Here is a 13050-nt window from a genome sequence, read left to right as displayed (position 1 = left end):
TCTTCAAGGGCTAAGGGCTTGAGCGTCCTTAGCAAGGCGGGTTCTGTTTGTCATGCGTGCGGCACTCTATACGGGGACCTTGGGGCGCCCGAATGCGTTGCAACATCAAACTGCGACCACGAGAACGGCGAAAACCTCCGCAAACCCCATTGTCAAACCCCCATGACAACGGCTAAGCAACGCCCCGACGCGGGCACCCGCCTGCGGATCCTTTCTGCTGCGCTGGTTTCGCCGCTTTTACGAAGGCGAGGAGAGCCTCACTCATGAATATCGAGACCAATAAGATCGCGGGCGCCGTTTTCGCCTCGCTTCTCTTCGTGGTCGGCGTCAATGTCATCGCCGGCGGCCTGTTTTCTCCCCATAAGCCCGCCGTTCCAGGTTACGACCTTCCGGCGCCGGAAGAAGGCGCTGCCGCGAGCGCAGGCGGTGCCGCCGCTCCGGCCGAGCCGCTTCCGGTTCTTCTCGCCAGCGCCGACGTGGCCAAGGGTCAGGCCGCGGCCAAGAAGTGCGCCTCCTGCCACACCTTCGAGGAGGGCGGCGCCAACAAGGTCGGCCCGAACCTGCACGGGGTCGTCGGACGTGCTCTCGCGTCTCACGCGGGCTTCAACTACTCGGCGGCGCTGAAGGGCAAGGGCGGCGACTGGAATTACGAGATCCTCAACGCCTTCATCCAGAACCCCAAGCAGGCCGTTCCCGGCACCATCATGGCCTTCGCCGGCATCGCCCAGGCCAAGGAGCGGGCAGACCTCATCGCTTATCTGAAGTCGGTCTCCCCCAGCGCTCCTCCGTTCCCCGAGGCATCCGCCGCGGCTGCGGCGCCTGCAGCGGCGCCGGCGGCCGGTGGAGCTCCCGCCGCTCCTGCTGGTGGGGCAGCGCCCGCTGTGGCTCCTGCAGCAGCTCCCGCCGGAGGAGCGCCCGCTGCTCCTGCCGCTCCCGCGGCCCAGTAAAGCGCATCACTTTCACATTCAGGAGAGCCGGGCCGAAACGCCCGGCTTTTTCTTTTCAAGCCACCTCGCCTTTCGTGCGTTGTCCCTTGCGCTCGCCCTGCTGCGCCCAAAAATGTAGCTAGAAACAGACGCCTCACCATTCAGGAGACGCCGTGTGATCCGTATCCTTGTGCCAAGCTTCCTGACCGCGTGCCTTGCCCTCAGCCCCCTCGCAGCCCAGGAAGCTCCATGGCGGCACGGATCGGTCCTGCTGGACGAGCCGAAGTACCCCGCAGGCTTCAAGCATTTCGACTACGTGAATCCGGATGCTCCCAAGGGCGGGCTGGTCCGATTAGGGGTTCAGGGCACCTTCGACAGCTTCAACATCGTGGTGGCCGGCGTGAAGGGATCTCCCGAGGGAGGCCTCAGCCTCATCTACGAGGCCTTGACCACCCCTGCCCTGGACGATCCGAACTCGTCCTATGGTCTCCTGGCAGAGGCCTTTTCCTACCCTGAGGATTATTCCTCCGTCACCTTCCGGCTACGCCCCGAGGCGCGCTGGCACGATGGACAGCCGGTGACGGCCGATGACGTGATCTTCTCCTTCGAGGCGCTGAAGGCGAACAGCCCCACTTACGCCTTCTACTATGCCAACGTGACGAAGGCCGAGAAGCTGGGCGACCGGGAGGTGAAGTTCACCTTCGACGAGAAGGGCAACCGCGAGCTGCCGCAGATCATGGGGCAGCTGCTCGTCCTGCCCAAGCACTGGTGGGAAGGCACAACGCCGGACGGGCGCAAGCGCGACATCACGCAGACAACTCTGGAGCCGCCGCTGGGCTCGGGCCCCTACCGCCTCAAGAGCTTCGAGGCGGGCCGCACCGCATCCTACGAGCGGGTGAAGGATTACTGGGGCGAGAGCCTCAACGTGAATGTGGGCCAGAACAACTTCGACGAGATCCGCTTCGAATATTACCGCGACGCGACGGTGCTGCTCGAAGCCTTCAAGGGCGACCGCATCGACTTCCGCTATGAGAACAGCGCCCGCAACTGGGCCGTCGGCTATGACTTTCCAGCGCGCCAGGAAGGACGTGTCGTTCTTGAGGAATTCCCGATCCGTGCGAGCGGCAGGATGCAGGCCTTCGTGCTCAATCTCAGGCGGGACCAGTTCAAGGACCAGCGCGTCCGCCGAGCCTTCAACCTCGCCTTCCCCTTCGAGGAGATGAACAAGACGATCTTCTACGGTCTCTACGAGCGGCCTTCGAGCTACTTCTACGGGTTGGATCTCGCGTCATCGGGGCTGCCCGAGGGCAAGGAGCTGGAGATCCTGGAGACCGTGCGCGACAAGGTTCCGCCCTCCGTCTTCACGACGCCGTACAAGAACCCGATCAATGACTCCCCCGAGGCCATTCGCAACAACCTGCGCGAGGCCGACCGCCTGCTGAAGGAAGCGGGCTGGGACATCAAGAACGGTCGCCGTGTCAACGCCAAGGGCGAAGTCCTGAATGCGGAGCTGCTCGGCAGCTCGCCCAACGACGAGCGCATCTTCCTGCCTTATTCGGAGTCTCTCAAACGCCTCGGGATCGCCGCAACGGTGCGTATCGTAGACGATGTTCAGGAGACCAACCGGACCCGCTCTTTCGACTTCGACATCACCACCGGCCTCTGGCCTCAGTCGTCGTCGCCCGGCAATGAGCAGCGTGAATTCTGGGGCTCACAGGCTGCGAAACGCGAAGGCTCGCAGAACCTCGCCGGCATCGCAAACCCAGCGGTCGACGCACTCATCGATCGCGTGATCTTCGCCAAGGACCGGGACGAGCTGGTCGCCGCCACGAAGGCGCTCGACCGCGTGCTGCTGGCGCACGACTACGTGGTTCCGCAATGGACGTCGCTCAAGCAGCGCACCGCCCGCTGGAACCGCTACAGCCGTCCCGAGAACATGCCGCGTTATGGCGGAGCCGCCTTCCCGACGATCTGGTGGTACGATGAAGCCAAGGCCGCCAAGACGGGAGCGCCGCGATGAGAGATTTCAGCCGCCGCAGGGTTCTTCAGACGGGAGCGGCGAGCGCTGCTCTCTCGCTCCTTCCTCGCGCGGGCTGGGCGCAGGAGGGCAGCGGGACCGAAACCCATGGCCTCTCCAGTTTCGGCGAGCTGAAATACCCGCCCGACTTCAAGCATTTCGACTATGTGAACCCGGCGGCTCCGAAAGGCGGCACGCTGGCGATCCAGATCAAGCAGACGCTGGGCAACCAGAACTTCGACACGTTCAACACGCTCAACGTCTTCGTGCTGAAGGGCGACGGCGCAGCCGGGATGGCCGGAACCTTCGATACCCTGATGGCAGGGTCCGGCGACGAGCCGGATGCGCTCTACGGCCTCGTGGCGAAGAGCGTGCGCATCTCCGATGACAAGCTCACCTATCGCTTCACGTTGCGGCCGGAAGCGCGCTTTCCTGACGGATCGAGGCTGACCGCGAAGGATGCGGCTTTCTCGTTAAACATCTTGAAGACCAAAGGTCATCCGATTTTCACCCAGATCCTGACGCAGCTGGCCTCGGCGGAAGCGGAGTCCGACGAGGTTCTGCGCGTCCAGTTCACGCCGCAGCGCAGCCGCGACCTGCATCTCGTCGTCGCCGGAATGCCGATCCTCTCCGAGCGCTACTGGCAGGGCAAGGATTTCGAGGCCTCGACGTTGGAAGCGCCGCTCGGCTCAGGACCCTACAAGGTCGGCCGTTTCGAGGTCGGGCGCTTCATCGAGTTCGATCGCGTGCCGGACTACTGGGCCAAGGACTTGCCCGTGAATGTGGGTCAGAACAATTTCGACCGCATTCGCTACGAGTATTTCCGTGACCGCACCGTGGCATTCGAAGCCTTCAAGAACGGGACGCTCAACTTCCACGAGGAGGCGACGTCACGGACCTGGGCGACGGGCTACGACTTTCCCGCCGTCCGCGAAGGCCGCGTCAAGAAGGAGGAAGTGCCGAACACCCTGCCGGCGCCGATCCAGGGCTGGTACTTCAACACCCGCCGGGAGATGTTCAAGGAACCGCGCATCCGCGAGGCGATCGGCCTCGCCTTCGATTTCGAGTGGACCAACACGAACATCATGTTCGGCTCCTATCGCCGCACGACCTCGTTCTTCGAGAATTCCGACATGAAGGCCGTCGGGCAGCCGTCGCAGGAGGAGCTGGCGCTGCTGGAGCCCTTCCGGGACAAGCTGCCGGCCTCCGTGTTCGGCGAGCCTCCCCTGCCGCCCGTCTCCGACGGCTCGGGGCAGGACCGGCAGCTGCTGCGCCGGGCGGACGAACTTCTGCGGCAGGCCGGGTGCAAGCGCGAGGGCGGCGTTCTCAAGCTGCCGAGCGGACAGCCCCTCACCATCGAGTTCCTCGATTCCTCGCCGTTTCTTCAGCCGCACACCCAGCCTTTCCAGAACAACCTGAAGCGTCTCGGCATCGATGCCCGTTCGCGCATCGTCGATGCCGCACAATATCAGCAGCGGCTGAACGATTACGATTTCGACATGACGAGTCGGGCCCTCGTCGGCTCCACGACGCCCGGTGACAGCCTGCGGACCGTCTACGGCTCACAAGCCGCCCGCACGCCCGGTGCGCAGAACCTGGCCGGGATCGAGCACCCGGCCGTCGATGCGCTGATCGAGACCATCGGCAAGGCAAAGTCGCGCCAGGAGCTCAACATCGCCTGCCGCGCCCTGGACCGGGTTCTCCGTTCAGGCCATTATTGGATTCCCATGTGGTTCAAGGCCAGCGACTGGCTTGCCTATTGGGACCAGTTCTCGCGTCCCGAAACGAAGCCGCGCTTTGCCTCAGGGGCACCGGGAACCTGGTGGTACGATGCTGAGAAGGCGAGACGGATCGGGCGAGGGTAAGGCTTGGACACAGCTGCAACGACGCGACATGAGGCGGATATGCCCCGCCTGCTTCTGCGCCTCGAGGGCCTCGCCCTCTTCATCCTGGCCACATGGGCCTATGCCTATACCGGCACCTCCTGGTGGCTCTATGCCGTTCTCTTCCTGACGCCCGACCTGAGCTTTGCGGGCTACCTTGCCGGTCCCCGGCTTGGAGCGGTGGCGTACAATGCCCTGCACTCCACCCTGGGGCCTGCGCTCCTCGCAGGGCTTGGTCTTTTCCTCGATCACTCTATGCTGCTCGGGATCGCGGCCATCTGGGCCGCGCATATCGGGTTCGACCGCATGTTGGGATATGGCTTGAAATACTCGTCCGGCTTCAACGACACCCATCTTGGCCGCATCGGCCGGCAAGCAGCAGGCGCTTGATGCTGGCCTATATTGCGCGTCGCGTTCTCCTCATGATCCCCACCATCCTGGGGATCATGCTCATCTCCTTCGTGCTCGTGCAGTTCGCCCCCGGCGGCCCTGTGGAGCGCATCATCGCCCAGCTTCAAGGCCAGGATTCGAGCGCGACCTCGCGCATCTCCGGCGGCGGGGGCGACATGGCGGGCGGAGGTCAAGCTCCCGGAGGCGGAGCCGCGGGGGATGCCTCCTCGTCGCGCTATCGCGGCGCGCAGGGGCTCGATCCGCAGTTCATCAAGCAGCTCGAGGCGCAGTTCGGCTTCGACAAGCCGGCCCATGAGCGCTTCCTGAAGATGATCTGGGATTATGCGCGCTTCGATTTCGGCAAGAGCTACTTCCGCGATATCTCGGTGCTGGAGCTCATCAAGGAGAAGCTGCCTGTCTCGATCAGCCTCGGCCTCTGGATGACGCTGCTCTCCTACGCCATCTCCATCCCGCTCGGGATCAAGAAGGCGGTGCGGGACGGCTCCACCTTCGACATCTGGACCTCGGCCGTCGTCATCATCGGCTATGCGATCCCGGGCTTCCTCTTTGCGATCCTGCTGATCGTGCTCTTTGCCGGCGGGTCGTTCTGGCAGTTTTTCCCCTTGCGCGGCCTCACCTCCGAGAACTGGGCCTTCATGCCGTGGTACTGGCAGATCGCGGATTACTTCTGGCACCTCGTTCTGCCCATCACCGCCATGGCGCTCGGGGCCTTTGCCACCTCGACCCTGCTCACGAAGAACTCGTTCCTCGACGAGATCCGCAAGCAATACGTGCTCACCGCCCGCATGAAGGGTCTCTCCGAGCGGCAGGTTCTCTACGGCCACGTCTTCCGCAATGCGATGCTCATCGTGATCGCGGGCTTCCCCGGCGCCTTCATCGGGGCGTTCTTCGCCGGCGCCCTCCTCATCGAGACGATCTTCTCCCTCGACGGGCTGGGGCTCCTCTCCTTCGAGTCCATCGTCAACCGCGACTATCCGGTAGTGTTCGCCAACCTCTACATCTTCTCGCTCGTCGGCTTGGCGGTGAACCTCGTGTCCGACCTCACCTACACCTGGATCGATCCGCGGATCGACTTCGAGACCAGAGAGGCGTGAGATGAACGAGAACGTGCCCGTCGTCTCCCCGGCGTCTTCGCCCGTCGCGCCGCCGCTACCGCGCCAGGGCTTCATCAAGCTGTCGCCGCTCAACCGGCGTCGGCTCGAGAACTTCAAGGCGAACCGGCGCGGCTACTGGTCGTTCTGGATCTTCATGATCCTGTTCGTCCTCAGCCTCTTCGCGGAGCTCATCGCCAACGACAAGCCGATCCTCGCTTCCTACAAGGGCGAGCTGCTCTACCCGGCCTTCGTGAACTATCCGGAGGAGAAGTTCGGCGGCTTCCTGGCGGTCACGGATTATCGCGATCCCGTCATCGCCAAGGAAATCCAGGACAACGGATGGCTGCTCTGGGCGCCCGTCCGCTTCTCCTACAACACGCACAACCTCGACCTTCCCGTTCCGGCTCCCGCGCCGCCGACCTGGATGCTCACCGACGATCAGTGCCGGCCGATTGCGGAGCGCAACGGCGGCACGGCGTGCCGAGACATCGAGTGGAACTGGCTCGGCACGGACGACCAGGGCCGCGACGTGGTCGCGCGCCTCATCTACGGCTTCCGCATCTCCGTGCTGTTCGGCCTGACGCTCGCCGGGATCTCGTCCATCGTCGGCGTTCTGGCCGGGGCCGTGCAGGGCTATTACGGCGGCTGGACGGACCTGCTGTTCCAGCGCTTCATCGAGGTCTGGACGGCGATTCCATCCCTCTACCTGCTCATCATCATCTCGGCCGTGATCACGCCGAGCTTCTTCGTGCTGCTGGGCATCCTGCTGCTGTTCTCGTGGGTGTCGCTGGTGGGCGTGGTACGCGCCGAGTTCCTGCGGGCGCGCAACTTCGAATACGTGCGCGCGGCCCGTGCCCTGGGCCTCTCCAACGGCACCATCATGTTCAAGCACCTGCTGCCGAACGCCATGGTGGCGACGCTCACCTTCATGCCGTTCATCATCAACGGCTCGATCACGACCCTGACCTCCCTCGACTTCCTCGGCTTCGGCCTGCCGCCGGGCTCGCCGTCGCTGGGCGAGCTGCTCGCGCAGGGCAAGGCGAACCTTCAGGCACCCTGGCTCGGTCTCGCCGGCTTCTTCGTGATCGCCATCATGCTCAGCCTTCTCATCTTCGTCGGCGAAGCGGTGCGCGACGCCTTCGACCCGCGGAAGACGTTCCGATGACAGAACCCCTCCTCTCGGTTCAGGATCTCTCCGTCGCGTTTCGCCAAGGCGAGCAGGACATGCTGGCGGTCGACCGCGTGTCGTTCGATGTCATGCCGGGCGAGACGGTGGCGCTGGTGGGTGAATCCGGGTCCGGCAAGTCCGTGACAGCGCTCTCGGTGCTCAAGCTTCTGCAATACCCCTCCGCGCATCACCCCTCCGGCCGCATCCTGTTCAAGGGCAAGGACATGATCCCGGCGGACGAGAACGAGATGCGGAAAGTCCGCGGCAACGACATCACCATGGTGTTCCAGGAGCCGATGACGTCGCTCAACCCGCTCCACACCATTGAGCGGCAGATCGGCGAGATCCTGAAGCTGCACCGCGGCCTCAACGACCGCGAGGCGCGCGCCCGCACGCTCGAGCTTCTCGAACTCGTCGGCATCCGCGATGCGGAGTCGAGGCTCGGCGCCTATCCGCACCAGCTCTCCGGCGGCCAGCGCCAGCGCGTGATGATCGCCATGGCGCTCGCCAACGAGCCCGATCTCTTCATCGCCGACGAGCCGACGACCGCCCTCGACGTGACCGTGCAGGCGCAGATCCTCAAGCTGCTCGCCGAGCTGAAGAGCAGGCTCGGCATGTCGATGCTGTTCATCACCCACGACCTCGGCATCGTGCGCAAGATCGCCGACCGCGTCTGCGTGATGTTCAAGGGCAAGATCGTCGAGCACGGAACAGTCGCAGAGGTCTTCGGCAATCCGCAGCATCCCTATACGCAGCGGCTGCTGGCGGCAGAGCCCAAGGGCCGCGCCAATCCTGTTTCGCACGATGCGCCGGTCATCGTCGAGGCCGGACCGATCAAGGTCTGGTTTCCGATCAAGCGCGGCTTCTTTCAGCGCACAGTCAGCCATGTGAAGGCGGTGGACGGCGTGTCCGTGCGGGTGCGCCGGGGCGAGACCGTGGGCGTCGTCGGCGAGTCCGGCTCCGGCAAGACCACGCTGGGCCTCGCCATCCTGCGCCTCGTGCAGTCGGAGGGACCCATCGTGTTCCTCGGCAACCGCATCGACGGCATGCGCGCCAAGGACATCCGCCCGATGCGCAAGAACCTTCAGGTGGTGTTCCAGGATCCTTACGGCTCCCTGTCGCCGCGCATGTCGATCGCCGAGATCGTCGAGGAAGGGCTTCTCGTCCAGAACAAGGGCCTCTCATACGGGGAGCGCCGCAACATCGTGGCCAAGGCTCTGGACGACGTGGGCCTCGACCCGTCCACCATGGACCGCTACCCGCACGAGTTCTCCGGCGGCCAGCGCCAGCGCATCGCGATTGCCCGCGCCATGGCCCTGGAGCCCCAGTTCATCATGCTCGACGAGCCGACCTCGGCCCTCGACATGTCCGTGCAGGCCCAGATCGTGGAGCTCCTGCGCGATTTGCAGAAGCGGCGCAATCTCGCCTACATGTTCATCAGCCACGACCTGAAGGTCGTGCGGGCGCTCGCAAACCACGTGGTGGTGATGCAGAACGGCCAGATCGTTGAGGAAGGATCGGCCGAGAGCATCTTCGCGGCACCGCGCACCGACTATACGAAAGCGCTCTTCGCCGCGGCCTTCAATCTCGAAACGGCGGCCTCGAACGCAGTCCGCGAATAGGACGCTACCGGTCAAACATGCCTGTGCAGCATCACCCGGCCCGCCATTCGCATCACGGGCATTCCCACGCTCCCCAGGCGGGTCACGGACGCGCTTTCGCCATCGGCATCGCGCTGAATCTCGGCTTCGTCGTCATCGAGGCCGGATACGGCTTCTGGGCCGATTCCATGGCCCTGCTCTCGGATGCCGGCCATAACCTGAGCGATGTGCTCGGCCTTTCCATCGCCTGGGGCGCGGCGTTGCTCGCGAGACGCAGCCCGACGGAGCGTTTCACCTACGGCCTGCGCTCCAGCTCCATCCTGGCGGCGCTCTTCAACGCGCTGCTTCTGCTCGTCGCCGTCGGCGGCATCGTGTGGGAATCCATCGAGCGCCTGATCGAGCCCGCGCCTGTGGCTGCCGTCACCGTGATAATCGTGGCCGGCATCGGGATCATCGTGAACGGCTTCACGGCTTTCCTGTTCATGCACGGTCACAGCGACCTCAATATCCGCGGCGCCTTCCTGCACATGGTGGCCGATGCGGCCGTGTCGCTGGGTGTCGTCCTTGGCGGCCTTGCAATCCTCTGGACGGGCGCGGACTGGATTGATCCGGTTCTCAGCCTCGTCATCGCCGCCGTGATCGTCTGGGGCACCTGGAGCCTGCTGAAGCAGTCCCTGACCCTGTCCCTTCACGGCGTGCCGCGCGGCATCGCGGTTCCCGATGTCAGGAGGGCTCTCGAACGGATGCCAGGCGTCGCCCGCGTTCACCACCTGCATGTGTGGGCCGTGAGCACGACCGAGGCTGCTCTTACGGCCCATCTCGTCATGCCGGATGGGCACCCGGGCGACCGTTTTCTGGCGCAGGTGCAACAGGACCTGAAGGACCGTTTCGGCATCGAGCACGCGACTCTGCAGATCGAAATTCACAGGCCCGAGGCCGACGGCCACGGGCCGGAATGCCCCCTGGAGCAGCACGAGCACTCTCACGAGGGGCACATCCATGGGGGGCACCACCCTCACGGGGAGGCATCGCATCTTTCGCCGCAATGACGTATCAGTCGTGATTCCCGTGGTTTGAGGAACTGGAACCAATGCCCCGCGCTCTTCTCATCGTGCTCGACTCCGTCGGTATCGGCGGAGCCGAGGATGCCGAAGCCTATGGCGATGCTGGCGCCGACACGGTCGGGCACATCGCGGAGGCTTGCGCCGAGGGGTGTGGCGATCAGGCAGGACTCCGTCAGGGGCCGCTCCATCTGCCGCATATGACGGCGCTGGGTCTCGGGCTCGCCGCTGAGGCCTCGACGGGGCGCATGCCGCCGGGCCTTGCACCGCAGGGGCCGCTGAACGGCGCCTGGGGGTATGGCGTGGAGACCTCCAAGGGCAAGGATACGCCGTCTGGCCACTGGGAGATCGCGGGCGTGCCCGTGACCTTCGACTGGGGCTATTTCCCCAGCACGATCCCGACCTTTCCCGAAGCGCTGACCACGGCGCTCGTCGAGCGCGGCAACCTGCCCGGCATTCTGGGCGACAAGCACGCCTCCGGCACCACCATCATCGATGAGTTCGGCGCGGAACACATGCGCACCGGCAAGCCCATCGTCTACACCTCCGTCGACAGCGTTCTGCAGATCGCCGCCCACGAGGAAAGCTTCGGGCTGGAGCGGCTCTACGAGCTGTGCCGCATCGGGCGCGAGCTCTGCGACGAGTACAAGATCGGCCGCGTGATCGCCCGGCCCTTCGTGGGCTCGCCCGAAGCCGGCTTCAAGCGCACCGGCAACCGTAAGGATTTCGCCACTCCGCCGCCGTCCGACACCATCCTCGACACGCTCGACAAGGCAGGCCGCTCCGTCGTCACCGTCGGCAAGATCGGCGACATCTTCGCCCATCGCGCAACGGGCCGGGAGATCAAGCCCAACGGCAACGACGCCTGCCTGTCGGCTGCCATCGCGGCCATGGGCGATCTGCCGGACGGCGGCTTCGTGTTCGCGAACCTCGTCGATTTCGACAGCGAGTTCGGCCACCGCCGCGACATCCCCGGCTATGCGGCAGCGCTCGAGACCTTCGACCGGCGCATCCCGGAAATCGAGGCAGCCCTCCAGCCGGGCGATCTCGTCATCATCACGGCCGACCATGGCAACGATCCCTCCTGGCCAGGGACTGATCATACCCGCGAGCATGTGCCGATCCTGTGCTTCGGCTCCGGGGTGAAGCTTGGCACCATCGGACGGCGGGAGAGCTTTGCCGATATCGGGGCCAGCGTGCTGGCGCATGTGGGCGTCCGGAACCCGGGCAAGGGTACGCCCTGGCTTTAGAGGCACGTCATCCCGGACGGCGAAGCCGACCCGGGATCGCAGGACGAGAATAGCGCCCTACCCTGAAAGCGATCCCGGATCTGCGCTGCCGCTCCGTCTGGGATGACTACCTTGGCCCTTCCCCGCGCCATTGTCCGGCGTCTCCCGGCCCCATTGACGACCCCGCAACTTTAGATCAGTCTCCCATAGATCGTATGGAGGCTCTCCGGCGATCGGTCGAGGGAGTCTTCCCGTTCTCGCGTGGAAGATTGTTCATGAGCTCGCCCAACCGCTCGACGCATATCCGGCTCACCTCCCATCCCGAGCCGAACGCCGGCACCATCAAGCATCCAGTCAAGTGGGGAGCCAAGGATCCGAAGGAGCGCGGGCCGATCATCGGCAGCGTCACCAATCCCGCCGACCGCAACGTGATCGGCGCCCATGGCGGCTCCTATTCCCTCTATCGGGCGCTTGCCATCTCGGCCCGGGCGATGAACCCCCTGTCGCGGCCCGACCTTCACAACACCCATCCGACCGCGGAGATCGGCCCGCATCCGCAATGGTTCGACCCGGGCAAGATCGTGTCCCTCGATCCCTGGGGGCACATGGTCGGCCAGGTCTTCCAGAACGACATCGCCGGCGGCGTCGACATCCGCCCGAGCATCGCGGTAACGAAGGCCCGTCTCAACATGCCGGAGATCCTCTCGGCCATGGGGGCAAGCCGCCTCAAGGCCGATGGCGGCTTCCTGCATGAATCCGGCGACATCTCGGTCACCAAAATCGCAGTCGATCCGGTGTGGTACCTGCCCGGCATCGCCGAGCGCTTCGGTTGCTCCGAGGGCGAGTTGCGCCGCACCCTGTTCGAGCAGACCGGCGGCATGTTCCCGGAGCTCGTCACGCGTCCAGACATGAGCGTGTTCCTGCCGCCCATCGGCAACATTACGGTCTATGTGGTGGGCGACGTCTCGCGCCTGAGCGACCCGAAGACCCGCATCGCCTGCCGCGTGCACGACGAGTGCAACGGCTCCGACGTGTTCGGCTCCGACATCTGCACCTGCCGGCCTTATCTCGTGCACGGCATCGAGGAATGCGTGCGCGAGGCTCAAAGCGGCGGCGTCGGCGTGATCGCCTATAACCGCAAGGAAGGCCGCGCGCTCGGCGAGGTCACCAAGTTCCTCGTCTACAATGCGCGCAAGCGGCAGGAGGGCGGCGACCAGGCCTCCACGTATTTCGAGCGCACCGAATGCGTGGCCGGCGTGCAGGATGCGCGCTTCCAGCAGCTCATGCCCGACGTGCTGCACTGGCTCGGCATCCAGCGGATCGACCGGCTCATGTCCATGTCGAATATGAAGTACGATGCCATCACCGGCTCCGGCATCGAGGTTGTGGAGCGCGTGCCGATTCCGGCCGAACTGGTGCCGCCGGATGCTCAGGTCGAGATCGAAGCCAAGAAGGCCGCCGGCTACTACACCCCCGAGGGAGCGCCGGACGCGTCGGCGCTGGATCAGGTGAAGGGCCGCGATCTGGAGCGGTTCTGAAGCGATGAATCATGAAGCGGGTGCCGGCTTGCCGCCGGTGCCCGCTTCGTTTTTAACCTTATCCCAAGCCGCCCTGTCGGCAGATGATGTGTTGCCTCAAGTCTGTGCTATCGCATCCTCTG

At 64.8% G+C, this 13050-nt stretch carries 10 protein-coding genes; all 10 read left to right on the top strand.

From position 1 onward, the window contains the following. Nucleotides 1-263 precede the first annotated feature (263 nt). The 10 genes from MA07_RS21560 to MA07_RS21515 all read left to right on the top strand — a co-directional run bounded on the left by MA07_RS21560 (nucleotide 264) and on the right by MA07_RS21515 (nucleotide 12928). Complete coding sequence (locus MA07_RS21560) at nucleotides 264-947, top strand: cytochrome c family protein (RefSeq protein ID WP_036356634.1); 684 nt, start codon at nucleotides 264-266, stop codon at nucleotides 945-947. A gap of 154 nt (nucleotides 948-1101) precedes the next feature. Next, a complete protein-coding gene (locus tag MA07_RS21555) occupies nucleotides 1102-2946 on the top strand; it encodes an extracellular solute-binding protein (RefSeq protein WP_036356631.1) in 1845 nt (614 codons plus the stop codon). Further along, nucleotides 2943-4808 (top strand): extracellular solute-binding protein, encoded by a 1866-nt coding sequence (locus tag MA07_RS21550; protein WP_036356629.1) that lies wholly within the window; start codon nucleotides 2943-2945, stop codon nucleotides 4806-4808. Before MA07_RS21555 ends, MA07_RS21550 begins: the two co-directional genes overlap by 4 nt. A 39-nt stretch (nucleotides 4809-4847) precedes the next feature. Then, nucleotides 4848-5216 (top strand): DUF4260 domain-containing protein, encoded by a 369-nt coding sequence (locus tag MA07_RS21545; protein ID WP_036356628.1) that lies wholly within the window; start codon nucleotides 4848-4850, stop codon nucleotides 5214-5216. Further along, on the top strand, nucleotides 5216-6331 hold the full coding sequence (locus tag MA07_RS21540; protein ID WP_036356626.1) for a microcin C ABC transporter permease YejB: 1116 nt from the start codon (nucleotides 5216-5218) through the stop codon (nucleotides 6329-6331). Before MA07_RS21545 ends, MA07_RS21540 begins: the two co-directional genes overlap by 1 nt. A gap of 1 nt (nucleotide 6332) precedes the next feature. Continuing rightward, nucleotides 6333-7496 carry an ABC transporter permease gene (locus MA07_RS21535; RefSeq protein WP_036356623.1) on the top strand — a complete coding sequence of 388 codons (1164 nt, stop codon included), beginning with the start codon at nucleotides 6333-6335 and terminating at the stop codon, nucleotides 7494-7496. Then, nucleotides 7493-9121, top strand: a complete 1629-nt coding sequence (locus tag MA07_RS21530) for an ABC transporter ATP-binding protein (protein WP_036356620.1) — start codon at nucleotides 7493-7495, stop codon at nucleotides 9119-9121. Before MA07_RS21535 ends, MA07_RS21530 begins: the two co-directional genes overlap by 4 nt. Nucleotides 9122-9138: 17 nt before the next feature. Further along, nucleotides 9139-10149 carry a cation diffusion facilitator family transporter gene (locus tag MA07_RS21525; protein ID WP_081929110.1) on the top strand — a complete coding sequence of 337 codons (1011 nt, stop codon included), beginning with the start codon at nucleotides 9139-9141 and terminating at the stop codon, nucleotides 10147-10149. Nucleotides 10150-10190: 41 nt separating this feature from the next. Next, nucleotides 10191-11411, top strand: a complete 1221-nt coding sequence (locus MA07_RS21520) for a phosphopentomutase (protein WP_036356616.1) — start codon at nucleotides 10191-10193, stop codon at nucleotides 11409-11411. A gap of 254 nt (nucleotides 11412-11665) precedes the next feature. Next, entirely contained in the window at nucleotides 11666-12928 is a 1263-nt protein-coding gene (locus tag MA07_RS21515) for a GTP cyclohydrolase II (protein WP_036356612.1), read from the top strand. Nucleotides 12929-13050 lie beyond the last annotated feature (122 nt).

Source organism: Microvirga sp. BSC39 (assembly GCF_000739015.1).
In the GTDB taxonomy this organism is placed as follows: Bacteria; Pseudomonadota; Alphaproteobacteria; order Rhizobiales; family Beijerinckiaceae; genus Microvirga.
This window is presented reverse-complemented; position numbering and strand designations above follow the sequence as displayed.

Bases quoted from the DNA above. Each gene is read 5' to 3' on its own strand.
- MA07_RS21530 (WP_036356620.1), top strand. From the start codon at position 7,493: ATGACAGAACCCCTCCTCTCGGTTCAGGATCTCTCCGTCGCGTTTCGC.
- MA07_RS21515 (WP_036356612.1), top strand. From the start codon at position 11,666: ATGAGCTCGCCCAACCGCTCGACGCATATCCGGCTCACCTCCCATCCC.
- MA07_RS21535 (WP_036356623.1), top strand. From the start codon at position 6,333: ATGAACGAGAACGTGCCCGTCGTCTCCCCGGCGTCTTCGCCCGTCGCG.
- MA07_RS21545 (WP_036356628.1), top strand. From the start codon at position 4,848: ATGCCCCGCCTGCTTCTGCGCCTCGAGGGCCTCGCCCTCTTCATCCTG.
- MA07_RS21540 (WP_036356626.1), top strand. From the start codon at position 5,216: ATGCTGGCCTATATTGCGCGTCGCGTTCTCCTCATGATCCCCACCATC.
- MA07_RS21525 (WP_081929110.1), top strand. From the start codon at position 9,139: ATGCCTGTGCAGCATCACCCGGCCCGCCATTCGCATCACGGGCATTCC.
- MA07_RS21520 (WP_036356616.1), top strand. From the start codon at position 10,191: ATGCCCCGCGCTCTTCTCATCGTGCTCGACTCCGTCGGTATCGGCGGA.
- MA07_RS21550 (WP_036356629.1), top strand. From the start codon at position 2,943: ATGAGAGATTTCAGCCGCCGCAGGGTTCTTCAGACGGGAGCGGCGAGC.
- MA07_RS21560 (WP_036356634.1), top strand. From the start codon at position 264: ATGAATATCGAGACCAATAAGATCGCGGGCGCCGTTTTCGCCTCGCTT.